25 protein-coding genes and 1 pseudogene are annotated in these 25313 nt (G+C 28.6%); 8 read left to right on the top strand and 18 right to left on the bottom strand.

Going from position 1 to position 25313, the window contains the following annotated elements:
- Nucleotides 1-51: 51 nt before the first annotated feature.
- From I4V16_RS07805 to I4V16_RS07780, 6 genes are all read right to left on the bottom strand, one after another.
- Complete coding sequence (locus tag I4V16_RS07805) at nt 52-1086, bottom strand: galactose ABC transporter substrate-binding protein (protein WP_049179489.1); 1035 nt, start codon at nt 1084-1086, stop codon at nt 52-54.
- A gap of 240 nt (nt 1087-1326) precedes the next feature.
- A complete protein-coding gene (locus tag I4V16_RS07800; protein WP_049179488.1) occupies nt 1327-1983 on the bottom strand; it encodes a hypothetical protein in 657 nt (218 codons plus the stop codon).
- 63 nt (nt 1984-2046) lie between these two features.
- Nucleotides 2047-3393 (bottom strand): VWA-like domain-containing protein, encoded by a 1347-nt coding sequence (locus I4V16_RS07795; protein WP_049179487.1) that lies wholly within the window; start codon nt 3391-3393, stop codon nt 2047-2049.
- A 17-nt stretch (nt 3394-3410) separates the two neighbouring features.
- Nucleotides 3411-4487 carry an AAA family ATPase gene (locus tag I4V16_RS07790; RefSeq protein ID WP_049179486.1) on the bottom strand — a complete coding sequence of 359 codons (1077 nt, stop codon included), beginning with the start codon at nt 4485-4487 and terminating at the stop codon, nt 3411-3413.
- 16 nt (nt 4488-4503) lie between these two features.
- On the bottom strand, nt 4504-5283 hold the full coding sequence (locus tag I4V16_RS07785; RefSeq protein ID WP_049179485.1) for a hypothetical protein: 780 nt from the start codon (nt 5281-5283) through the stop codon (nt 4504-4506).
- 109 nt (nt 5284-5392) lie between these two features.
- Nucleotides 5393-6187: a GTP pyrophosphokinase family protein gene (locus tag I4V16_RS07780; RefSeq protein ID WP_049179484.1), complete on the bottom strand. Its 795-nt coding sequence runs from the start codon at nt 6185-6187 to the stop codon at nt 5393-5395.
- A 135-nt stretch (nt 6188-6322) separates the two neighbouring features.
- On the opposite strand from I4V16_RS07780, the gene I4V16_RS07775 reads away from it, so the two are divergent.
- Together I4V16_RS07775 and I4V16_RS07770 are read left to right on the top strand one after the other, a co-directional pair.
- Nucleotides 6323-6997, top strand: a complete 675-nt coding sequence (locus I4V16_RS07775; protein WP_049179483.1) for a DUF2225 domain-containing protein — start codon at nt 6323-6325, stop codon at nt 6995-6997.
- A gap of 84 nt (nt 6998-7081) precedes the next feature.
- Nucleotides 7082-8044: a methyl-accepting chemotaxis protein gene (locus tag I4V16_RS07770; RefSeq protein ID WP_049179482.1), complete on the top strand. Its 963-nt coding sequence runs from the start codon at nt 7082-7084 to the stop codon at nt 8042-8044.
- A 92-nt stretch (nt 8045-8136) separates the two neighbouring features.
- Here I4V16_RS07770 and I4V16_RS07765 read toward each other — a convergent pair whose 3' ends face one another.
- The 3 genes from I4V16_RS07765 to I4V16_RS07755 all read right to left on the bottom strand — a co-directional run bounded on the left by I4V16_RS07765 (nt 8137) and on the right by I4V16_RS07755 (nt 11027).
- Nucleotides 8137-8823 (bottom strand): metallophosphoesterase, encoded by a 687-nt coding sequence (locus tag I4V16_RS07765; protein WP_049179481.1) that lies wholly within the window; start codon nt 8821-8823, stop codon nt 8137-8139.
- Between the two features lie 7 nt (nt 8824-8830).
- Nucleotides 8831-9094 carry an EscU/YscU/HrcU family type III secretion system export apparatus switch protein gene (locus I4V16_RS07760; protein ID WP_049179480.1) on the bottom strand — a complete coding sequence of 88 codons (264 nt, stop codon included), beginning with the start codon at nt 9092-9094 and terminating at the stop codon, nt 8831-8833.
- Between the two features lie 64 nt (nt 9095-9158).
- Nucleotides 9159-11027 (bottom strand): flagellar hook-length control protein FliK, encoded by a 1869-nt coding sequence (locus I4V16_RS07755; protein ID WP_195966624.1) that lies wholly within the window; start codon nt 11025-11027, stop codon nt 9159-9161.
- Between the two features lie 128 nt (nt 11028-11155).
- On the opposite strand from I4V16_RS07755, the gene I4V16_RS07750 reads away from it, so the two are divergent.
- Complete coding sequence (locus tag I4V16_RS07750) at nt 11156-11785, top strand: TrkA C-terminal domain-containing protein (RefSeq protein ID WP_099329259.1); 630 nt, start codon at nt 11156-11158, stop codon at nt 11783-11785.
- A 108-nt stretch (nt 11786-11893) separates the two neighbouring features.
- Here the strand turns inward: I4V16_RS07750 and tyrS are convergent, their stop codons facing one another.
- The 5 genes from tyrS to I4V16_RS07725 all read right to left on the bottom strand — a co-directional run bounded on the left by tyrS (nt 11894) and on the right by I4V16_RS07725 (nt 17801).
- Complete coding sequence (gene tyrS / locus I4V16_RS07745) at nt 11894-13114, bottom strand: tyrosine--tRNA ligase (RefSeq protein WP_049179477.1); 1221 nt, start codon at nt 13112-13114, stop codon at nt 11894-11896.
- Nucleotides 13115-13257: 143 nt separating this feature from the next.
- Nucleotides 13258-13668: a hypothetical protein gene (locus I4V16_RS07740; protein WP_027097149.1), complete on the bottom strand. Its 411-nt coding sequence runs from the start codon at nt 13666-13668 to the stop codon at nt 13258-13260.
- Nucleotides 13669-14068: 400 nt separating this feature from the next.
- Nucleotides 14069-15148: a sensor domain-containing diguanylate cyclase gene (locus I4V16_RS07735; protein WP_195541844.1), complete on the bottom strand. Its 1080-nt coding sequence runs from the start codon at nt 15146-15148 to the stop codon at nt 14069-14071.
- Nucleotides 15149-15283: 135 nt separating this feature from the next.
- Complete coding sequence (locus I4V16_RS07730) at nt 15284-16399, bottom strand: Ger(x)C family spore germination protein (protein ID WP_195966623.1); 1116 nt, start codon at nt 16397-16399, stop codon at nt 15284-15286.
- A complete protein-coding gene (locus I4V16_RS07725) occupies nt 16380-17801 on the bottom strand; it encodes a spore germination protein (RefSeq protein ID WP_099328067.1) in 1422 nt (473 codons plus the stop codon). The genes I4V16_RS07730 and I4V16_RS07725 overlap by 20 nt, the downstream gene beginning before the upstream one ends.
- A 93-nt stretch (nt 17802-17894) precedes the next feature.
- On the opposite strand from I4V16_RS07725, the gene I4V16_RS07720 reads away from it, so the two are divergent.
- Both I4V16_RS07720 and I4V16_RS07715 read left to right on the top strand, forming a co-directional pair.
- Nucleotides 17895-18977, top strand: a complete 1083-nt coding sequence (locus I4V16_RS07720; RefSeq protein WP_099328066.1) for a GerAB/ArcD/ProY family transporter — start codon at nt 17895-17897, stop codon at nt 18975-18977.
- Between the two features lie 149 nt (nt 18978-19126).
- The gene (locus tag I4V16_RS07715) at nt 19127-19288 is read left to right on the top strand and encodes a zinc-ribbon domain-containing protein (RefSeq protein WP_099328065.1); all 162 of its coding nucleotides are present in this window, start codon (nt 19127-19129) and stop codon (nt 19286-19288) included.
- Between the two features lie 87 nt (nt 19289-19375).
- Here I4V16_RS07715 and I4V16_RS07710 read toward each other — a convergent pair whose 3' ends face one another.
- Entirely contained in the window at nt 19376-20260 is an 885-nt protein-coding gene (locus I4V16_RS07710; protein WP_195966622.1) for a beta-1,6-N-acetylglucosaminyltransferase, read from the bottom strand.
- A gap of 322 nt (nt 20261-20582) precedes the next feature.
- The gene (locus tag I4V16_RS07705) at nt 20583-21137 is read right to left on the bottom strand and encodes an ECF transporter S component (RefSeq protein WP_049179470.1); all 555 of its coding nucleotides are present in this window, start codon (nt 21135-21137) and stop codon (nt 20583-20585) included.
- 140 nt (nt 21138-21277) lie between these two features.
- Here I4V16_RS07705 and I4V16_RS07700 point away from each other — a divergent pair, with 140 nt between their 5' ends.
- Both I4V16_RS07700 and trpS read left to right on the top strand, forming a co-directional pair.
- On the top strand, nt 21278-21445 hold the full coding sequence (locus I4V16_RS07700; RefSeq protein ID WP_153246649.1) for a hypothetical protein: 168 nt from the start codon (nt 21278-21280) through the stop codon (nt 21443-21445).
- 112 nt (nt 21446-21557) lie between these two features.
- The gene (gene trpS / locus I4V16_RS07695; RefSeq protein WP_049179469.1) at nt 21558-22562 is read left to right on the top strand and encodes a tryptophan--tRNA ligase; all 1005 of its coding nucleotides are present in this window, start codon (nt 21558-21560) and stop codon (nt 22560-22562) included.
- 23 nt (nt 22563-22585) lie between these two features.
- Here the strand turns inward: trpS and galU are convergent, their stop codons facing one another.
- Nucleotides 22586-23452: a UTP--glucose-1-phosphate uridylyltransferase GalU gene (galU, locus tag I4V16_RS07690; protein ID WP_049179468.1), complete on the bottom strand. Its 867-nt coding sequence runs from the start codon at nt 23450-23452 to the stop codon at nt 22586-22588.
- Nucleotides 23453-23688: 236 nt separating this feature from the next.
- Between galU and brnQ the strand changes: the two genes are divergently transcribed.
- The gene (gene brnQ / locus I4V16_RS07685; RefSeq protein ID WP_049179467.1) at nt 23689-24942 is read left to right on the top strand and encodes a branched-chain amino acid transport system II carrier protein; all 1254 of its coding nucleotides are present in this window, start codon (nt 23689-23691) and stop codon (nt 24940-24942) included.
- A gap of 52 nt (nt 24943-24994) precedes the next feature.
- Here the strand turns inward: brnQ and I4V16_RS07680 are convergent.
- A pseudogene (locus tag I4V16_RS07680) lies at nt 24995-25313 on the bottom strand (cellulosome anchor protein); the annotation flags it as partial.

Raw genomic sequence — 25313 nt, 5'->3', positions numbered from 1 at the left:
GCACTATATTTTTAAAAATACAGTGCAACTTTTAACTAACTTATTTAACGACTATTTCTTTGTATATTCTTGATAAGGAATACGAACTGCTACACCTGTATCATCAAACTTATAGTCAGTACCTTCTGTAGCACTCTTTCCAGCTGCTAAATTCATACCACATTCATAAAGAGCTTTAGCCATAGCTGGAGCATCTTGAAGAACTGAACCTACCATAAATCCTTTAGATATTAAATCTTGAGCTGCTGCTGTTGCATCAACACCTACAACAGGAATAGTCTTAGCTGCATCACCATTGTTATATCCTGCTGCTTGAAGAGCTGCTATTGCACCTTGAGCCATACCATCATTATTAGAAATAACTACTTCAATTCCATTACCATATCTTGATAACCATGCCTCCATATTAGTTTGAGCTAAATCTTGTTGCCAGTTACAAACTTGATTAGCTAATTCTTCTGTCTTAATTCCAGCATCATTTATAGTAGATACAGAGAATTTAGTTCTAGCAACTGCTTCTGCATTATCTGGTTCACCTTTAAGCATTACATATTGCATTACACCATCGCCGTTCTTGTCTAGTGCTGGATTAGCCTTCCATTGATCTACAAGTATTTTACCTTGTAGTACACCAGCTTCTTGTGCATTTGTTCCTACGAACATAGCTTTATCATAAGATTTTACAGTGTCTGTAGCAGGTTCTCTGTTAAAGAATACAACTGGCTTATCAGCATCTTTAATCTTATTAAGTACAGTTGGTGCTGCCCCTATATCAACAAGGTTTACCATTAATAAATCAATATCTTTTTGTAGTATTGTATCTATAGCATCATTTTGTATTGATTGGTCACCCTTACCATCGATAAATTCAAATTCAACCTTACCTTCATTTTCTTTTTGAATTTCTTGTAAGCTTTGACGTACTGTTGAAATATAAGTATCATCAAATTTGTATAGGAATACTCCTACCTTTACTGGATCTCCAGATGCTGTACTTCCACCATCTTTACCTCCACATCCAACGAATAAGCCACCAATCATTAAAGTTGCTGTAGCCATAGCAAGTAATTTTTTAATCTTTCTCATTTTTTACCCTCCATCCATAATTGAAATCTTTCGAAATCTTGATTACGTTTTCATTTTAATTCTAATTTCCTTTTTACTCCATACAAAATTCTTAACACTTCTATCGAATTTCTAAGATGTTATATAAAAGGTAGGAAGGATATTTATTTCGCTTGTTCCATCGCAAACTCCAAGTCACAGAAAAATAAATATCTATTCCCTTGGTACTTAAGGTAATAAAAAAGAGAGCCTTAAAGCTCTCTAAAATGTAAAATCACTATTTATGTACTTTTGATTAATTTCATTTATGTCTTCTAATATCTCTATCCAGTAATATTTTTTTATAATAGCTTTTTCCCTATCTTCTATATCTACTGAAGATAAGTTTTTATCATAAAATTCATTATAATAGCTATCTATATTGTTAGAAATTATCAGGATAGAATTAAAGTTTTCTAATGTTTTTCCTGTTAATTCAACTTTATATGATTGAGTTTTCATCTCTTCGTCCATTAAACTTCTAAAGTATTCTTCTATAGTTCCATATATATCATTAAACACTACATTATTTTTATCTATCTTTTTCTTACCAAAATCTAATATGGATATGTTCTCTTCATAAAAAGAATACTCATCCCAAAGGCTAACCATACTATCAGATAACTCACCATAGTTTTTATATAATTTTAACAATTCCATGTTATCTAGGCAACCAACCTTTATAGCATTATTTAATATTTCATTATTAGTTTTATTTGTAGATTTAATCTTCTCTATATTTGTATATGATTCTCTACCAATCCTATATTTAAATTTATAATTATTTATAGAAATATAAACGTTTACCAAAAAACTTATCAATAAAATAACAACTACAAATAACATATAGTCACCTGGTCTTCTGACCCTCTTAAACATATTATATCCCCCCTATTTTATTTAATTTTATCATAAATCTCCCCTTTTAACCATAGTTACTTTCTAAGTTGTTTCTCTATTCATATCTCTTACTACTTCTCTTACTAAATCTAAAGCAAAAACTTTGTCTTCATTTACCTTGCTTTTTTTATTTATTCTTTGTATTTCACCTACTGGATTCTTTAGTGAAAATTCTTCATTTCCAGTTAACACCCAAATAATTTTTTTATTTAATGGCCTAACCTTTAATTCCTTTTCACCAACTCCATCAGTAAAGTATATGACAATGCTATCCCCTAAATTCTTTTCTCTAATATATTGAAAAACTGGAGAAAATTCAGTTGAACCATTCTTTTCTGACCTTGGCTTTATATCCTTAGGAGACCTTAAAGAATATATTCTTCTAATCTCATTATCACATTCTACTACAGTAATTTTAGCTTCTCTATTTCTTACTATAGCTAATATTTCTACCATTATCTTTCTTATATCTTCATCAGTCATACTAGCACTAATATCTATAGCTATAATTAATTCAGGAATATGATTTGCAAGCTTTCCCCTTAAATCCATTCTATCGGGCTGTCTTCTATCTCTTCTAGTTATTGTTTTTCTATAACCCGATTTAACAGTAGGAATCATTCTCTTAAGTATATTCTGCCATGATAATTCTTCTTTCTCTTCAAATTTACTTATTAGCTTTAATATTTCATCTGGTTTCCCACTACTTTTAAGACTTAAAGCTATCTTTTTTACATTTTCTTTTACGTTATTATCACTTACATCTATGTTATCCCAAATTTCATGAGCCTTAGCAATATCTACTTCCCTTGCTAAACTATCACTATTTTTATCCTTTGATAACTTTTCTATTCGTTCTTCAATACCCTTCTGAATTTCTTTTGAATACTCCTCAATACTTCTATTTTCTTTTAATTCAATATTAAATTCTCTATTTACTCTATCTATCCTATAAGCTTCCATTGGCATGTTCTTTACAAACTGATTTATAGAAATATCTATAGCCATTGATATTACTTCATTGCTATATTTATTTTTAAGATCATTTACTCTTTCATAATGCATATACATCATGTGATATATTTCATGTTTAAATAAAGCTGCCATTTCTTTTTTATCACATTGTAGAAATAGTAATGGGTTAAAGTACATAGTAAACCCATTTATTTTGGGTATTGTTGCTAATGGCCATGTAATATCAACTCTTATTTCTCTTTCAATCTTTATCATAAAGCCACCAAAAAAGTTGTCTTCACTACTAAGCATATCTATTATTACTTTTCCAACAAGGTCAAAAAACTCTCTTTTAAAGTCATCTCGTATATCTTCATTTTTTTCAATTTTTAACGCCTTGCTAAACAAGGCATCTCTTTCTTCTATAAATGTCATATTATCACCTATTCAGACTATAGATAAATATTAAAGAAAGCATCTATAAATCCATCACAATCTAATAATTCTTCATATAAATATTTAGGATAATCCTTCTTTATTTCTTTCATTATTCCTAATCTTAAATCTCTAGGATATATCATTAATAAATCAGAGAATAATTCTATACTTGAATCTTTCATGTTATCTCCTAAATAGTTTAAGCAATTTTTAGCTAAAATATATAGTCTTGAATGGGACTCATTTAATAAATCAGCTCTTAATTCAACTGGTAAAACTTCATGATCAAATAAATCTTCCATTGATATTAATGGATTTTTAATATTAGAAATATAATTAGCAAAATCAGTAGATATACTTTCACCTACATTTCCTCTAACTACGTTTAATAATGTATTTATTGAATAGCTAGAACCTTTAGCTTTATATAACTTATAAGCCTTTGATATTCTCTCCCAGCTTCTTGGAGTAGCCTTTAAGCTTTCTCTTGAGTTTGGTGTATGAAGATATTCTGGGAATGTAGATATAAACTCAATTATATCAGGATGTATATTTCCATTATTCATCCCCCACTTTATCCACTCTTTAATATCTGATTCCATTTGTAGCCAAACAAATCTATCCTCTTGAGCTGGATCCATATCTACAACTTGATATTCACTTTCATAAAAACCTTCATATCTGTTAGATGGATTCATGGCAGCAATTATATTTACGCCTTTATCTAATTTATATCCATTAATTTCTCTATTAAGAATTAAATTCATAAGTTCTTGCTGAACTGCATGGTCACATCTATTTAATTCATCTATAAATAGTAATACTTCCTCCCCCTTTTTAACTGCTTCACTTATTTCAGCTAATTTATGATGAGTAGCATATACAGTAAATCCATTTATTACTGTTGGAAGCCCTCCAATTTCTCCTTCTTTTAAAAGGTTAGCATCAATAGTTACTAGATGATAATTGTATTCTTTAGCAACTCTATGAGCTAAGGCCGTTTTTCCTATTCCACTTTCACCTATAACAAGAGGTACTTCTCTAGATTCTATTACTAATTTAATTGTGTCTAATACTTCTGTAAACTTCATTTTTTCTTCCTCCTGATTATTTTGAAAGTATGTGATCTACCACTAGCTTTTTAGCTCTCTTACTACCAAATTCCCATACTAATTTACCTTTATCCATTTCAAGTACCTCTAAATCTAAGAAGTCTTTCATATACTCTTCATCTATATCATCTTTTTCTAACTTTTCCACCAATACTTCAACTACTAGTTCAGGTTCTATTGATTCATAAAGGTACTTTACTATATTTATGTTATCTCCAATAAAAATCTTCAAATCATCTAAATCATAATTGTTTATAAAGTGAATTGCTTCTTCACTTTTAATTATAGCTTCCCTATTTACTCTTAATGAAGGATTATTTATAAATCGTATAGCTCCCCAGTAATTATCAATAGCTCTTAGCTGCACCTCTTCAGATGGATTTTTTATATATTTAATAGAATCATAATCTTTTTCAACTGCAACAATACATAGTTCCTCACTTGGATCTTGTATGTATTGAATTGCCCATCCCTTTGTCTTTACAGCCTCTTCCTGAACTTTATATGATGGATTTTCTATTAATTTTAGTGAATTCCAAAGAAGTTTTACAGCCATTATTTGAAGTTCTTCTTCTAAATTCTCCATATATTCTATTGATAAAGGATTGCTTTTTATTGCTTCCTTTTTTAATTCAAAGGATGGATTATCTATAAACTTAATAGCAATTCCACTTTTCTTAACTGCTACCTTCAAAATCTCGTAACTTGGATTTTCTAAATTTTCTATAATCATTGGATTTTCTTTTACTTGTTTTAATAAAACTTTATCTTCCATTGCTTTTCTCCCAAAATATAATATATTATAATTTTATATTATTTAATAATTATTATCAAGTAATAAGATTAACAAATAAAAAGTTATTGCAAATTTGCAATAACTTTTTCTAACTGTCTCTATACTTTTCTATATCTTTCTTTATAGCATAAAGAAGATTATTTAATTCCCACACTTCTCCATCCTCAATCAATTTATTTAAAGCCTTTTCATGCCTACTTGCTTCTACTCCTCTGCCTAAAGATGTTAATGTAAGAATACCACTCATAATATTAGATATAATATCTGACTTAACCTCAAACAACTTCTGAGCATCCTTAATTTCATCTTTAATTTCAAGCATTTCTTCATCAAGTCTAAAAGCAGCATCTGCAGCACTCTTTAGTTTATCTTTTAATTCCTTAGGTATTTGTTGTTTATACTTATAATTTAAAGAATGTTCAATTGTTGCCCAAAAGTTCATAGATAGAGTTCTTATCTGAAATTCCGCTAAAATCTCTACCGGTCCACTTGCCATATTTACTGGATACTTAATTATCATATGATAGCTTCTATAGCCACTAGGCTTAACATTCATTACATAATCTTTTTCATATAATATCTGCATGTCTCTTCTGCCACGTAGTATTTGTACAACAGTGTCTATATCATCAACAAACTGACACATTATTCTTATTCCTGCTATATCTTCTAGCTCATATGCTACTCTATCTATAGGAATTCCAAATTTATTTACTTTTTCTAAAATACTAGATACCTCTTTCACTCTGCCTGTTACAAACTCTATAGGGGAATATTCATTTTTTCTTCTATATTCTTTTCTTATACTCTTCAGCTTTACCTTTAATTCCTCTACTGCTTGCTCATAGGGCATGAGAAAACTTTTCCAATCATTAATAGCCATAAAATCACCCTCGTATATTCCTTCAGATACATTATATCAAAAACTTATAATATTGTAGATAATCTTTTATCTTTAATAGATTTTTTAATATGTTATAATTTAGTATATATTATAGAAATATGTAGAGGTGTGTAAATGAAACAACTAGATATACTAGAGCATACTTTTGATAAAACAATAACTTGCCCTGTTTGTTCAAGTAAATTTGAAATCAAATGTGTAAAGTCTAAATCTCCAAGAATATTATCTAAAGATAGTGACTTTTTTATACGATATAAAAGTATTAACCCTTATTTTTATGATGTTTGGATATGTAACTCTTGTGGATATTCAGCAATGAAAGTAGATTTTCCAAAAATAAAAAGTTATCAAAAAGATTTAGTTTTAAAAAATATAACATCAAAATGGAAACCTAGAATATATCCAGATGTTATGACTGAGGAACTAGCTATCGAAAAGTACAAGCTAGCTCTTATTACTGCTTTATCTATGGAAAAGCAAAACAGCACAATAGGGATGATATTAATAAAAATATCTTGGATGTATAGATTATTAAATAATAATCTAGAAGAATTAAAGTATCTTTCACAAGCATTAACTGCATTTGAAAATGCTTATATTAATGAAAACTTTCCTATGTATGGGCTTGATCGTGATTCCCTAACTTATTTAATTGGGGACTTGAACAGGAGATTAAACAATAATGATATAGCTCTCCAATGGTATTCAAAAGTAATCACTACAATTGGTGCTTCCTATCGCGTTAAAGAACTTGCAAGGACAGGTAAAGATTCAATAAAAGGCAACTAAACTTGAGAATTTTGTAATATTTTCAATTTTTGTGACTTTTTTATGTTATAATACATTTTACATGGATATAAAGGGAGGATTACTATGGGACTATTTACAAATAAAAAAACTATACCTACTTCTAATGTACCAGTTGAAAATACTGCTACTGAATCAAATTCTACATCCGTAATAACAGATCAAGTAAAACAAGAAATTAATTCTTTAAGAAATACAAGCAATAATATTGCTTCATCAATAAATGAGGTAACTGATTCAGTAAATACTTTAAGTAATGCTACTGTTTCTCAAAGTCAAGAGATTGATACTGCTGCAACAATACTTAGAGACTTCAGCGACAACATGGAGAAGTTAGCTTACAATGTTACTAACGTTCAAATTAAAGTATACGATACTGATGAACTATCCAATAAAGGTATAACTTCTATTGAAAAATTAGATTCATCCTTAAATGACTTACAAAGTGCATTTACTGTATCAAGCTCAACAGTAAACGAATTAGTATCTAAGTTAGAATCTGTTAATACAATTACTGACTCTATTAGCCAAATAGCAGGACAAACTAACTTACTATCTCTAAATGCTGCTATAGAAGCTGCTAGAGCTGGGGAAGCTGGTAAAGGTTTCTCAGTAGTTGCAGGCGAAGTTAGAAAGCTTGCAGATAATTCTAAACAAGCAGTACAAAGCATAACTAAAATCCTTGAAGAAATTAAGAAGGATATACTTAATGCTTCTACAGCAATGAATAGAGGAAATGAAGCTATAAATATCCAACAAGAAACTTTAAGTGAAACCAAAGATAGCTTCCAATGTATAAAATCTTCTATAGATGATGCTACTAATGAAATTAATGATTGTATAGAAAACCTTGCTATGGCTTCAGCTCAAAAGGAAGAAGTATTAACTGCAGTAGAAAAAGCAAATTCTATTTCTCAAGAACATACTGCCTTAGCTGAAGAAATTGCTGCAACAATGGATCTTCAAACAAGTAACATAGAAGAATTCAATTCAACTTTAAATTCATTAGCAAAAAAAGTTGCTGAATAAATATATAAACATATAAATATAACAACATATAAATATAACAATATATAAACATATAAATATATAAATAAAGAAGGTTTATTTCAAACCTTCTTTTATAATATCCTTTTAGGAGAAAAATTTATAAAATCTGCTGATGTTAATATATATTCAACTCCATCAATATTTCCATTTAAAACACGTGATAGCGCTACTCCATGCAAATGACCATAAATTACTTTCTCTACATTATATTCTTTTAATATTTTTTGAACTTCAGACTCTTCAAACTTCTCATTTGTTGGAGGGTAATGTAACATCACTATAAATTTTTGATACCCAGCGCCTTTAGCTGCATCTAAAGATAATCTTAATCTAATTAATTCTCTTAAATATATTTTTTTATCCTTTAATGTAAATTTATCTGAACCGGGACATACCCATCCTCTAGTACCGCAAATTGCATAATCTTCATATACATAAAAGTTATTTTGAAGAAACTTGGTGTTCTCATATAATTTATTTAATTTTGTTATACTTCCCCACCAATAATCATGGTTCCCTTTGGAAATAATCTTTTTTCCAGGTAACTTATCAATCCAATCTAAATCTTCCTTACTTTCACTTGGATTCATAGCCCAAGATATATCTCCAGCAATTAGGATTAAATCATCCTCTGTAACTTTTTCTATCCAATTATTTTTTATTTTCTCATCATGTTGTACCCACTTCTCACCAAATATATCCATAGGTTTATCTGAACTGAAAGCTAAATGTAAATCTGATATAGCATAAATTGCCATTAAGTAATCACCTTTCTATTAGTTTATCTAAATCAGTAATATAAGCAATAACATGGGCTACAGCATCATATAACTCTGGTGGAATATATTCACCTACATCTACATTGCATAAAAGATCTGTAAGTTCTTTATTATAAACAATAGGAACATCATTTGATTCTGCTTTCTCTATTATTTTATCCGCTATTACTCCTACCCCTGCTGCACTAACAACTGGTGCATCAAAGCCTTGTTCATAAGTTAAAGCTGCGGCCTTTCTTCTTTGCTTCATGTTATCCCCCTAAAATGATTCTCTTTTATATTATATCCTTAACCCTATCTGGTCAATCAAGATTCTAAACCTTAATATCTATTCCATTCATAGCTTTATCGTTAAAGAACTCTCTACAACTAGCTAAGGTTATATCTTCTTCTCTCATAGATACTTTAATATTAATATTAAATCCTAATTTCTGCAAATCATTTGATAATTTACTTTTTGATAGTTCTAAAACCTTAGTATAATTTTTATCACATTTTAACTCAACATCTAATCCTTTATCTTTTACAGACAAGAATCCATCTACTACTCCTAAATTAACAGTTTTTACTGTTACCACTATTTTAACATCCGTTCTATCAATCTTTTTGCCATCTTTTCTATTATCCTTGATAATTAACTTACAAGGATATTCAGTCATTTCTCTATTAATTGGAACATCTAAATAATAATACTCATTACTAATAGTATTAAACAATTTAAATTCATTTATATTATTTTTAAGTAATTGAATTACTTTTTCTGCGCCTTCACCTTCCCCCTTAGATGCTACTAAAAGTTCTTTTATTATGTCCTTTATACCATCTATCTTTTTGTTAATATCATTTTTTATAAGCTCATTTGCAGATAATATTTTTTTGTTTCCCCCTGTAATAGCTTCTTGTTCTAAGGTAGTTATTGTCTTGTTAACAATATTATTACCTATTAATTTATCTTCATTAACCCCTTCATTATTTAACTCAAGTTCTTGAAATTTATATTCTATAACATCTTGTATCCCTCTTAATTCTTCTTCTCCCACTTCTATATCTTTTCCAAACAAACTACGTAAAACAATATTAACATTATCCTTTGAAATCTCTTTTAGCTCTCCATTTTTTCCTAATACATCTTTCACTATATTTATAAATTCCTCATCTGATAAATTATTTATCTTACCTAAAGCAGTATTATATTCATTTGTTGTAAACTGCTCTTTTTTTCCTATTAGAATATCTTTTATAGGCTCTCTTAATAAATTATCATCTCCACCAGTCATAGACTTAAGAACTGCCAACATACTTACTTTTCCTTTTGACATATCATTAGAATCATATAACTTAGATACTAAAGAATTATATCCTAACTTATCTTTATTTATTTCTCCCCCTAAAGCCTTAAGAGATTTATCTAGATGTTTTTCTCCAATTTTAGAATTTGAAATATTGTCTTCTAATTCTTTCATTTCCACTTCAATACCAGCAAAATCATTTTTTATATTATCAAAAAATTCTTTTACTGTATTTCCATTAGAACTAAATAGTTTATTAAAGCTTTCTATATTTTCAGATGTTAATTCAATGTTATTCTCCAAGAAAAATAATATTTCTTCTGGCTTCAGATTCTTAAAATTAACAAAAAACTCTTTCAGAGTATTTATTATTTGTTTTCCTTGTTCACTTTCTCCACTTATTCCTTTACTATCAATATATTTTAATATAAAACTATCAATCTCATTATTGTCCATATTAATCTTTGTATTAAATTGAAGTAAACTCTTAACAAAAGTTATATTTTCTCTAGTCAATGGTATATTATGTTTCACCATTTTTTTTAGTATATCTACATCATCCTTACCTAACCCTTCCTTATCTATAACTTCTGAAAGGCTATCATTTGCAAGATTATTAGACTCTACTTCTTTCTTAACTATTTTTAATTTTAACTTTCCATCCTCATATCCCTCCACTTGCAATTGCAAAGGAACATTTTCTTCACTTTCTATATTTCCATCTATAGTTGCAGAAAATTGCCATCCATCAGCAAGTTTTACTGTGGCTTCATTTCCTTCACCCTTAGAAATAATTTTTCCACTAAATTTTTCTCCTACTTCAAAAGTTAACTTACTTGAGTATTTTTTATTATTTACATTATAGCTATTATTTACATTCCAAATTGCAGGCATAATTCATTCCCTCATTCTCTATTTGATATTATATTTATCGTGCTTAAGTAGTAAATATTTAACATACTATTATTTCTAATTCTTATATGGTAGAATTTATTATATAAAAGTTATGTGGAGGTATCATCATGTCAAGGCGAACAAATTCACCTGCCTATTTAAAGATTGCATTAGACATAGCATCAAGAATAGTAAATGGTGACTTTATTGAAGGTAAAAAACTATCTGGTCGTTCAACTCTAGTTGGCATTTATAATGTTTCTCCTGAGACTATAAGACGATCTATCGCTTTACTACAAGATATGGACGTAGTAGTTGTTGAAGAGAAAAGTGGTATAACTATAAAAAGCAAAACCAATGCTGGTTCATTTATTGAAAAATTTAAAACAAAAAATGAATTTGCTACAATTAAGCATGATATATATTCATTAATTGAAGAAAAAAAGGAACTTGAAAGTAAACTTGAAAATAAAATTAATGATCTTATTGAATTTGCTACCCAACTTAGAAATGTAGGATTAATAGTTCCTTATGAAAGCTTAGTAGAACCTAACAGCTTAATTATTGGAAAAACCTTGGGTGAACTTAATTTCTGGAATAATACAGGTGCTACAATAATTGGAGTTAAGAGAGAAGGTAAATTATATCTGTCACCAGGACCTTATCTTGCTATAAAAAATGGAGATATTATTGTCTATGTAGGTGAAAGTGAAGTAATTGAAAACGTAAATAACTATATAACTTCACAAGTAAAATAGAAATTAAAATTTTATAATTTTCTAAAGAATAAAAAAGGGCTGTTACACTAATTATTTAGTGCAACAGCCCTTTTCTTTATAATTTTTATAAAATTCATATAATATAAATTATGCTAATTCAATTTTATTATAATTCTTTTTACCTCTTTTTATTAAAGCAGAACCATCTTTAAAGTCTTCTTCTGTTAATGCTCTAGATACCTCAACAACCTTTTCGCCATTAATTGATAATCCACCTTGTTGAATTAATCTTCTTCCTTCTGACTTAGATGGAACTATCTTATTGTTAGCTAAAACATCAAGAAGTGAAGTTCCTAGTACATCTCTTGATACAGTAACTGTTGGAACATTACTCATATCTGCTCCACCAGAGAATAAAGCATTAGCTGCATCTTGAGCTTTTTTAGCTTCCTCTTCTCCATGAACTAACTTAGTTACTTCATACGCAAGAACCTTCTTAGCTTCATTTATTTGAGCACCTTCAAGTGAACCAAGTCTTCTTACTTCATCCATTGGTACGAATGTTAATAATGCTAAACATTTTTCTACATCTGCATCGTCAACATTTCTCCAGTATTGATAGAAATCAAATGGTGATGTTTTTTCAGCATCTAACCATAAAGCTCCCCCTACTGTTTTTCCCATTTTTTGACCTTGGCTATTAGTTAGTAAAGTACAAGTCATTGCAAAAGCTTCTCCTTGTGCCTTTCTTCTAACTAGCTCAACACCAGCAATCATATTAGACCATTGATCGTCTCCACCTAATTCCATTTTACATCCATATTTTTGATTTAATACGTAAAAATCATATCCTTGCATTAGCATATAGTTAAATTCTAAGAAAGATAATCCTTTTTCTAATCTTTGTTTAAAACATTCTGCTGATAACATTCTATTTACAGAGAAGTGAGTACCTACATCTCTTAAGAAATCAACATAGTTAAGATTTAATAACCACTCTCCGTTATTTACTAGTATAGCTTTATCATCTGAGAAGTCTATGAATCTTTCCATTTGCTTCTTAATGGAATCAACATTATGTTGTATTTGCTCCTTTGTAAGCATCTTTCTCATATCAGTTTTACCACTTGGATCTCCTACCATAGCAGTTCCACCACCAAGTAAAGCAATTGGTCTATGTCCAGCTCTTTGCATGTGAGCCATAAACATTAACGCTATAAAATGACCAACATGTAAACTATCAGCTGTTGGATCAAATCCTATATAAAAAGTTATTTTCTCCTTTTCTAGCAACTCTCTTGTTTCCGCTTCATGAGTAAATTGCTTTATGTATCCACGATCCAATAACTCATCTAATACATTAGACATTTTTTTACCTCCTAATACAATTCCATTTTTCAATATATATTTATTAGTATAACCTTAATAACCTCTTTTATCAAGAAAGAAAAAGAGAGGGCTTCCCCCCTCTCTTTTAAACCTAATCTATATAAAACGTAATTGTTTTCATTTTAAGCGACGTATTCTTTAATAAACTCCGGTATCTCTTCCTCTGCATAATTAATATTCATATACACATTAAAATTGTATTTATTTGATAAATCATATATTTTTTTAAATAAATAAGCTGTATCCTTTATACCACATGAAACAATGTTTAAAACCCCATCAATATAGATATTTTCTATATCATAGTTTTCTGAAATAATCCCACAAATCAAACCATAGAAACTTTCACAATCCATTATGCCAAATTCCCCTGTTGATATAAATCTAATCCTTCTGTCCACCTGCCTAATGTAACTGGAATCATCATCAATGTAAACTGAATCCCCCTTAGATCTTAATAGCTGACCATTTGCTAAATCAATTAGCTTCTTAGTTTTTCCTGAGCCTCTCTTGTTACAAAATACTTGAATCATTAGGACCACTCCTTATTTATTTTTTTTTACGATATAAATCGTTAGACTAATTATATAATATTCAGAATATTTTTACAATTTAAATTAAAAGATATCCTTTTCTTCTAATACATTAAATACTACCCTAATCCCTACTTTCTAACCACCTCTATATAGTTATTAATTTTTAAATAATTACTTGATATACGGCTACCTTTTCACCGATTCTATTTAACCTTAAACAGGATAATATTTATCAACATAAATTATACCTGCACTTTCTATCAGGAAACTTTTATTACCCTTACTAATATATATTCCCATTTTTTAAAAATATTTATCATTTAAATTCATATTTAAAAATCTATTTTACTTATATATAAACAATAAAAGCACTCCTATAAATTAAGAGTGCTTTTTTCTACTTCAAAAAATCTGATATTAATACCATATTCTTTCCCATTGCTTTACTTCTATATAAAAACTTATCTGCTACCTTTATTACTTCACTTATATCTTTTCCATCCTTAGGATAATATCCTATACCAAAACTTGCTGTAATACTTCTTGCTATATTGTCTTTTATAACCTTATTATTCTCAACACACTCTCTGATGGCTTCTATTCTATTATAAACATCCATTACACTTTGTACGTTATTAATATATATTATAATCTCTTCACCACCATAACGTGACATTATATCATCAGGTTCTAGCATACTTTTTATTACTTCAGTTGTTCTAATTAATATTTCATCTCCAAATTGATGACCATATGTATCATTAAACTTTTTAAAGTTATCTAAGTCAACCATTACTATTGCATATTCTTTACCTGGATTTTCTTTATTACGCTTTTCTGCAACTTGGAAGAAATATTTCCTGTTATATACCCCAAGTAGTGGATCCATTTTTGCAGTCTGTTGTAACTCCCTATAAAGCATAGAATTTTCTATTGCAACAGCAATTTGATTTGCTATTGATCTTAAAAACTTTTCATGTTCTAAATCTAGGAAGTTAAAAATGCTATGTTCTACAACTATGAAACCTATAAATTTTTCCCTAATTTTAATTGGCATTCCCATTGCTGATCGTATTTCCAAATCATATTCACTATAAACTCTTAGTGGTTCTTTAGAATTTATAAGATAGCTCTTTCCTATTCTTATATAATTGTATTCATCACTACTCCAGCAAATATCCTTTTCTTTTATATTAGTAGCTTTTACTACTAACTCACCGTTTTCCTCTAGTAAAATTGTCGATTTAGAAACTCCCAATAAGCCAAGTACCATATCATTTATCATAGCAATTAAATTTTCATCACTTAAAAATGAATTTATGTATTTGCTTATTTCAACAATATTGGTTAAAGCATTCATATCCTTTTCTAATTTCATATTTCTATTAGATAGTTTTTGTATTTGCAGCTCTACAAAACTTTGATATGTTTCATATTCCTTCTTTAGCTTCTCATATCTTTCTTTATATTCTCCCATTTTAACACCCCACCTAATATGGATGGAAACTATAATATAACTCAATTACTCCATATACATATATAATACTTTATTTACCATTTATTTTCAATCATATCTATTTTTTTATTAAGATTTCTTTTAATTATATGATTTTTATAAACTATCTCTAACTAAACTGCTTCCATCTATTACTAGATTAATATTTAAATTTAATTCTGTAGAGCCTAATATATCTTCAACACTATTTTGGGGATAATGTTCCTCTACTAACCTCCTAACTCCTAATATATCTATTCCTTTTTCCTTATAATTCTTAAAAAAATCATTTAAATATATTTTTATTTTTTCTTCTTCATTAACTTTTAAAGTATTTAAAGCTTCTTCATCAACAATTAAACTTCCTTGTATTTCACCTATAGATACCTTTAAATTTATATTCTTTTCTAATATTACTCTATCTCCATCTATTCTTACCTTTGTCTCAAGATTATCTTCTAATATATCTAATGTAACAAACTTATCTTTTTCATCTGGATTAGGAATTTCTAAAGTTCCATCATTTACTCTCCTAGTTAAAAGATTGTAACTTACTACATCCTTTTGTTCTAATCTATCTATCATATGGTTATCTTTCATTATAACGCCACCATTTAACTCTATTTTCTTATCTAAAGCGTCATCATTTATAATAAAAGCCCCCATATAACTTATATTGTTTGCTACTAGACTTTTTGTTATATAATCATTAACATTTGCACTAATTACTTTTGCATTACTTCTATTTTTTTCTACTAGTTGATCTAAATATAATCCAAGATACTCTTCATCACTGCTAGTAACATCTAGCAATGTATTTACATCTCCAAAATATGTAAACATATATGGTTTAAATCCAAACTCTTGATCATTATTTATTAAGTCTATATACTTTTTTACGCCCTTTCTTGCTGCTTGTTCTGTAAATATATAAGCTCTTACTTGACTAAAATTTATTCTGTTACTTGACTTTACATTCATTTCCCTAATAGCTTCTAATGAAGTTTTACCTGTTCCCTTAAAAATGATTCTCCTACCTTTATCTGAACTTTCATTGGCATTTCTATATGGTCTTACACAGTCTATGTATAAAATTACATTATCATATTCATCTCTATCAAATATTATTGATGTTGCAAATGTAATTTTATTTATTTCCCTATAGTTAAAACAACCTATAAACAAATTTGAAAAGATAATAATAGATAAAATGCTAGCTAGTTTTCTTTTCATTATTATCTTCCCCTCCCTTTTCTACTACATGTTGTGATATATGCCTTAAATCACCTCTAAATATAATATCTTTAAACTTATATGTTTCTATGCTACCAAGAGGGAACAAATAAGAATATCCTCCAGTATCTAAATCTGCTAATTTTGCAATTAAAACTAAAGCTACTATAAAGAATCCTGGTAATCCAAACATAGAACTTACTACAGTTATAATAAGAGACCATATGGACATAGCTCCATATAGCTTAGGTGTTAAGAAATAACTTAATGTACTAATTGCTACTACAATTATTGTTATTCTTGAAGCTATACCTGCACCAACTACAGCATCACCTAATATTAAACCTGCAACTATACTCATTGCTCCACCAATTGGCTGAGGAAGCCTTAATCCTGCTTCCTTTATTAATTGGAAGGCCAACATCATGAGCAATACCTCTGCTATCGTAGGTAATGGGACTCCTGCCCTTGAAACAGCCAACCTAAATACAAATAAGGATGGTATTAATGCAAAGTGATGAGTTAAAATTGCAACATACAAACCCGGCATAAATGTAGCTAAGAAGAATGCAATCCACCTAATTACTCTTGTAAAATTCACGAAATACTTATTTAAGTAGTAATCGTCTGGTGCTTGAAAGTTTTCTAAAAAGAAATATGGTACAGTTATGACAAAAGGAGTACCATCAACTAATATGGCAACTCTTCCTTCTAACATTTTAGCTGCTACTTCGTCTGGTTTCTCAGTATATCCTACTGTGTCAAATACACTTTTTTTCTTTCTAAGAGCATCTTCAATATAATTAGTATCTAATATAAATTTTAAATCTAATTTATTTACTATCTCTTTCACATGGTCAATTAAATAATCTGGTGCAATTCCTTTTATATAGGAAATACAGACAACAGTTTGACTCCTATTACCTACATATATAGGTTCAAACTTTAAATCAGAGTTCTTTATCTTTCTTCTAATTAAAGAAACATTATCTACAAATAACTCTGTAAACCCTTCTCTTGGTCCTTTAACTACTGATTCTGTAACTGGTATACCTACCCCTCTTCTTACAAAACCTTTAACTTCGCAATAAATTATTTTTTCATGGTCATTAAATAATAAAACTACATCTCCTGATAATACATGAAGAATTGCATCTTCAACATCCTTTGCGTAGTTTGCAATATTTATCCCTAAAACATTAGGAATTACATCTTCCACACTCCAACATTTATAATCCTTCTTACCTAAAGGCGTAACAATATACTCACTTATAAATTGAGTGCTACATAAGTCATCTATAAAGACCAAAGTGCATAATCCTAATGAAGTCATAATTTCTCTATATTTTACGTCAAATGCACCCTCAAATCTCTTTTTTACATATTCTACATCTTTCTTCATAAGCATCACCTAAAGATATTATTCCTCTATGAAGGTTTAATATTCCCTTTTTTGTTAATACTAATGTTGAATTAAAAGGAGGCAGTATTAATTATGGATAAATTATCAAGTAAACATTTTATGTTTTTTATATTAGGATGTAGCATGATAGCCCTTAGAAGCTATAGCTCTATATTTGTCCGTTTAGGGGGAAGAGATACTTGGATTCTTGCTTTTTTTGCTTCAATAATTTTTATAGTTATTACAATGTATCTTTTAAATATTTGTATTAAATCTCAAACATTTAATATAAAAGATATTTTCTTTTCATCATCCAATTGGTTGGGGCAAATATATATGTTTATATTTGCAGTAGGTTTATTTTCATGTGCTGTTGAATCTGCTTCTGTAGAGGCAAGTTCTATACACACTAATTTCTTTCTTTCTACGCCTAATTGGTATTGCTTATTATTTTTGATAATTCCTGCAGCATATATATTAACAAAGCAAATGAACACAATTCTAATATTAGTAATTATTACTGTAACACTTACATTAGTTGGGGATGTCGCTTTATTAGCATTAGTAGGTAAATATTTAGATTTTAATTATTTACTTCCAATATTAGGAGAAGGTATGACTAAAGGAAATTGGATATGCATATTTTTAGTTCTTGGTTCACTTTCTTCAGTAGCTATCTCTTTTCCTTTCTTAAAATTCTTAACAAAGGAAAAAGGATTGAAAACAGATGTTTCCCTTTCTTTAGTTATTTGTGTTTCTTTAGTTATAAGTTCACTTATTTCTATAATTACTTTCTTTGGTCCTGCAAGAGCAGGAAATATATTCTACCCAGAATATGTTGAAGCTCAAAGGGTACAAATTGCACACTTTTTAGAATTTGGTGAGATATTTTATATATTTAGAAGCGTGTGCATGTGGTTTATAAAATACCTATTATCTTCTTATGGAATCCTATTACTATATGAAGATAAAATAAAAAACAAAAAAGTATTTATAGGTATATTCAGTGTTCTTGTTTTCATATGTTCATGGTACTTAACAGAAAGTCAGTACTTTCTTTTTTATTCACTGAAATTATTACAAGGATTTTTGATTATACCATTTATCATAATCCCTGTAATAGCCTTTACTACACATTACTTTAAACACAAAAAATCTGTTAAAATATACAAATAGTTCATTGAATTTAATTCCAATTATGGTATAATAAATATAATAAAAATACGTAGGTACTTTTCTCTATGATACTAAGACTTCCCTTTAAAATTCAAGAGAGGTATTATTATCAAGTCAAATAGCCCTATGAATTTTAAGGAGGTTTATCAATGGAAGATAAGAAAATTATATGTAAAGATTGTGGAAAGGAATTCATATTTACTGTAGGTGAACAAGAATTCTTTAAAGAAAAAGGATTTGAAAATGATCCAGTAAGATGTCCTGATTGCAGAAGAGCAAGAAAAGCTCAAAAAATGAATTCTAGAAGATAATTTAATATGTTTATTTCGCTCTAGTCATTTTGACTAGAGCTTTTTTATAAAAAAAAAGCCACAGTAATACTACTGTGGCTTTATATCCTATATTTCACTTGATTCTATATATGAACGCAACTCACTAATTATTTTACTATCAAAATCCATATCTATTTTTCTAGCTAAATGCTTATTGCTAGATTTCATTTTTTCTATATCATCTACACCTAAAGTTTTAGGACTACTATAACATCCATCCCAATCTATATACCTCAAATTATCATTTATTACCTTTTCCTTAAATTTAGAATTTAATATAAGTATTTGAAAAAACTCTTCATCTGGGCAAAAAGTATATTTGAAATCTAACAAATACTTATTATTTTCTTCCAAATATTTAAAAATGTATTCTACACATTCCCTTGATAAAGTGAACCATTGGGATCCAGTATATAAGTCGAATCCTTCTAAATTTTTCCTCTTTATAATTAACTTCTGTAATCTTCTCAATATATTATCAACAATTTTAATATAAGTCTTTCTTGCATTTGGATTTTCCCTAAAAAAGTTATATATTTTCAATCTAAATAAGAATTTTTTATCATTATTTATATTTCTATACTGAATAAATTCGTTTCCATTATTATCACTTAAAAACTTTCTAATATAATCATTACTCTTTATAGGAAAGTCTTGCCCACTAATTAAACTTATATATTCAAACTTAAAATTATTATTCTCTAATGCTGATTCCATTAAATTTAGTGTAGCTTGCACCTGACTAAAACCTGACCAGTTTACTTTTATTCTCTTATCTATAATGCTCACATTTTCACTATTTACATATTCATTTTTTAAATCATTAAATAACTCTTCATTTTTTTTATCAACATGAATATATACATGAGTTAATTCATCCGCTAATTGGTCTGTAAGCAGTTTTATTTGATTAAAATTCTTGTGTACTAACATTAGGTAAGCTATTTTCATATACTGTAATCTCCTCAAACACATATATAGTTATAATTTTTCTTAATTTAACATAAACGCAAATCTTTACCTCAATTCTACCTTAATACTATTATTTAATCAATAAATAATAATTACAGATATTTCTTATAACTTAAACACCTTTTCTTTAGACTAGCTGTAAAATGAAATTGAACTAATAAAAAAATCCATAATGCATTATTCTACGTTATGATTTAATCGCTAAACCAAAACATACACGGAGGATAATCACTATGGACCTCTAAAATTATAAAACTTTTGAAAAGTTCTATGAGTTACTCTTAGATCAAGCTTACATATTCTAATTAAATATTCTTTTCTTTATAGGTATTAATACCAAACTTAAAGGCATAGCTAATACTATTCCAACAGAAACTTGAACAATATTAGTCCCTATATCTTTAGCTGCTAATACTAACCCCTGAATCAATCCTACATTACCTGTTAAAAAAGCAGCTATAATAGCTCCTGCTAAAAAGTAGGCTATTACCATAAATATACCACCTATAGAAAAGGCAATAACTTCATCCCTTTTTATTACTTTATGCTCTTCCCCATTGTCTAACTTTTCAAGAATAGCTCCAGCTATATACGCCATTCCCCACTTAATAACAAATGTAAATGGTGCCCATACATAGTATCCAGATGTAATATCAACTAAAGCCATACCTACAGCACTTGAAAAAGCCCCTCTTTTTTTCCCAAGTACTACAACTGATAAAAATACCATACAATCACCAAGATGCACATAACCACCTACAGTAGGTATCTTTATAATCATAGTTGCTATAAATACAAATGCAATCATTAAAGCTGTAAGAATTAAATCCCTAGTTCTACTATTAATATTATACATATATCTAACCCCCTTAATTTATTTATATAAAGCATTATATTTTTAACAAATGTCTTTTGCAAATATACCGATACAATGTTTATGTATCTTTTTTAAGATTATGTACATAATAATATTAATACATGTAAGGAGGGATATTTATGAAGGTAGCTAAATGGCTACTAGGATTAGCAATTTTTCTAACTCTATCATTTCTTATACTAGAGTATGGAGAAGTTTCAATTAATCTAATAATCATAATTGCATTTGGTGTTTTTATACTATCTCTCATCCAGAATAGAAGAAAAGAAAAAAAGCACTATCAATAGTCAACTATTAAAGTTGACTTTTTATTTTGTACTAAATTCGATTAATTGACAGTTATATTGGTAAATCCTATAATATAGTTATTACATTTATGTTTAGAAAGGGGTGTTTCTATTGTCAGAAAACCTTAATAAAAAAATAATCTTTAGCGGCATTCAGCCATCTGGCGACTTAACTTTAGGCAACTATCTTGGAGCATTAAAAAATTGGGTTAAGCTACAAGACGAATATGATTGTTATTTCTGTGTTGTAGATATGCACGCAATAACGGTTAGACAAACTCCTGCTGATTTAAGAAGAAGAACTTTAGAACTTTTATCAATATATATAGCTGCTGGAATAGATCCAGAAAAAAATACACTGTTTATCCAATCACATGTTCCAGCACATGCTGAATGTTGTTGGTTATTAACATGCAACACTTACATGGGTGAATTAAGCAGAATGACTCAATATAAAGACAAATCTCAAAAGATGGGTTCATCTATTGGTGCAGGGTTATTTACTTATCCAGCACTAATGGCAGCTGATATTCTTCTATATAATACTGATTTAGTACCTGTAGGTAAAGATCAAACTCAACACTTAGAGTTAACTAGAGACTTAGCTGAAAGATTTAACAATACTTACAGTCCTACATTCAAAATACCAGAAGGATATATCCCTAAAGCTGGAGCTAAAATTATGGACTTACAAGAACCTAATAAAAAAATGTCTAAGTCATCAGACAATCCAAACTCATTTATTTTAATTATGGATTCTCCTGACATAATAAGAAAGAAAATTAGTAGAGCAGTTACTGATAGTATAGGAATTATAAACTATACAGATGAACAACCAGGAGTTAAAAACCTATTAAATATATTATCAGCTATAAAAGGTATCTCACCTGAAGATTTAGTTAAATCATATGAAGAAAAAGGATATGCTGACTTAAAGAAAGACGTTGCTGAAGCTATTATAGAGGAGCTATCACCAATCCAAGAAAAAGTAAAAGAGCTTTTATCTAATAAAAAGTACCTTGAAGAAATTTATCAAACTGGTGCTCAAAAAGCATCTTATGTTGCAAATAAAACTTTAAGAAAAATGCAAAAGAAAGTTGGATTTATACAAAAATAAAGGAAGGTTTTCACCTTCCTTTTTTATTCCCAATCTCTACTTTTTAAGTAATCTAAAAATCTATCTCTTAATTCCTCTTTCTTAAGAGCAAATTCAATTGTAGCTTGTAAGAATCCAAGCTTATCTCCTACATCATATCTTCTTCCTTCGAAGTTATACGCATACATAGCTTCTTGGCTAATTAAAGTCTTAAGGGCATCTGTTAATTGGATTTCCCCACCTTTTCCAGGCTCTGTATTTTCAAGAATTTCAAATATTTGAGGAGTAATTATATACCTACCTAAGATAGCTACATTACTTGGTGCTTCATCTACTGCTGGCTTCTCTACTAAGTCTTTAACCTTATATACTCTATCTTCTATATGAATACCATCCACAATACCATATTTATTAGTTTCACTTTCTGGTACCGTTTGAACTCCTAATATAGTAGTTTTGTATTCTGAGTAACAATCTATTAATTGCTTTAAGCATGGCACTTCACTATCAACAACATCATCCCCTAATAATACTGCAAATGGTTCATTACCAACAAATGTCTTTGCACAATGAATAGCATGGCCTAATCCTCTTGGCTCCTTCTGTCTTATATAATGAATATCAACCATATCTGATATATCTCTTACTAATTCAAGTAATTCTGACTTTCCTGCCTTCTCTAACTCCATTTCAAGTTCTACTGACTTATCAAAATGATCTTCTATACACTTCTTATTTCTTCCTGTAATTATAAGTATCTCTTCTATGCCTGATGCAATAGCTTCTTCTATAATATATTGTATTGTTGGTTTATCAACTATTGGTAACATTTCCTTTGGTTGTGCTTTTGTAGCTGGTAAAAATCTTGTTCCTAATCCCGCAGCTGGTATTATTGCCTTTTTAACTTTCATAATACTTCCCCTTCCTTCTTCTATATACAATTATATTCTATCATATTTAAATAATTATGTTAACAAAATATAATTAAACAAATAACTATATATATATTTACATTTTAATAAAAACATATTACTTTTAATATTAATTTCTCAGTTTTCTGTCTTATATTGTATCTTTTTGTTGATACCTATAAAAATAAATGGTACTATTGTTAATAGTACAGTCAATTGTTGAAGGAGGACTTAAGATGAATAATAAAAATAAAGATATATTGATTATAGGCTTTGCACTATTCGCTATGTTCTTTGGTGCTGGAAATTTAATTTTTCCTCCATATTTAGGACATGCTATAGGAAGTGAATATATAATTGGAATGCTAGGATTTATAATAACAGGGGTAGGATTACCACTGCTAGCTATATTATCCTGTTTAAAAGGAGATGGAACCTTTGAAACAATAGCATCTAAAATAGGAACTAAATTTTCAATTATTTTTGCTTCAATTTTATTTATTGCAATAGGACCTATGCTAGGTATTCCTAGAACTGCAGCAACAACTTTTGAAATAACTATACAACCATTATTTCCATCATTCTCACCAATTTTATTTATGATTATATACTTTGCATTCAATCTGATTTTTGTTTTAAACAAATCTTCAGTTATAGATACAATTGGTAAATATTTAACTCCAACATTAATAGTAATACTTTCTTTTGTAATTATTAAAGGTATCATAGTTCCTCTTGGTGAAATCAGCACTACTGGTGCTACATCTGTTCTATCAACTTCACTAATTGAAGGATATCAAACTATGGATGCTTTAGCAGCATTACTTTTTGCAGCAGTAATAACTAATAGCTTAAAACAAAAGGGGTATAATAAAGAACAAATGATACCTATGGCCTTAAAAGCTAGTATAATAGCAGCTTTAGGTTTAGCATTTGTTTATGGTGGACTAACTATACTTGGTGCACAAACAACTACACTTGTATCTACAGATATTTCAAAAACTTCATTACTACTTTTTATAGCTCATGGAGTATTGGGCAATATAGGAAGAACAATAATTGCAATAGCTATGAGTCTTGCTTGTTTAACAACATCTATTGGTTTACTAACAGCTGGATCAAGCTTCTTTGAAGAAGTATCAAAAGGAAAACTTCCATATAAAATTAATGCAGTAATAATATCTATAATAAGTATAGTAATTGGTGCATTAGGTGTTGATAATATTATAAAAATATCCGGTCCTATTCTTAACATACTATATCCTGTAGCAATAACATTAATTGTTACTACATTATTAAATAAATATCTTACAAATATTAAAGCTATAAGGCTTGGAATTTATACTTCCCTTGTTTTTGGTATTTTAGCTGAAATAAAAATTTTTGATTTAAGTTTCATTCCATTAGCTAGTTTAGGATTTGCTTGGTTAATTCCAACAATTATTGCTATATTAATAGGTAATATTTTATTTAGAGCATATAATAAATAAATTTATTTTAAGTATAAAAGGAGTATTCGTTTTATCGAATACTCCTTTCTTATTAATCAAATATTTCAAAGGCATCTATATTTATATAGCTTCCTACAGCCTTAGAGTTTTTCTTTCCTGTTACCTCTATCTTTATCTTATGCTTCCCTTGAGATAAACCTGTTAATTCAAATATATTATTCTTATATATTCTACCTTCTGTATAAGTATCTATGGAGTATAACTTACCATCTACGTATACATTTGCTATTCCTTTTTCAGAATTAGTAAATCCTAAAACTCTTATTCCTGTACCATAGAAAGTATACTCTATACTATTATTTACTCCATTTGAATACTTTGTTGTCTTACCACTATGACCACCATCTGTC

Source organism: Clostridium sp. 1001283B150210_160208_E6 (genome assembly GCF_015669365.1).
Classification (GTDB): domain Bacteria; phylum Bacillota; class Clostridia; order Clostridiales; family Clostridiaceae; genus Clostridium; species Clostridium paraputrificum.
The sequence above is the reverse complement of the archived record's forward strand: the minus strand, read 5'-3'. Positions and strand labels throughout refer to the sequence as shown.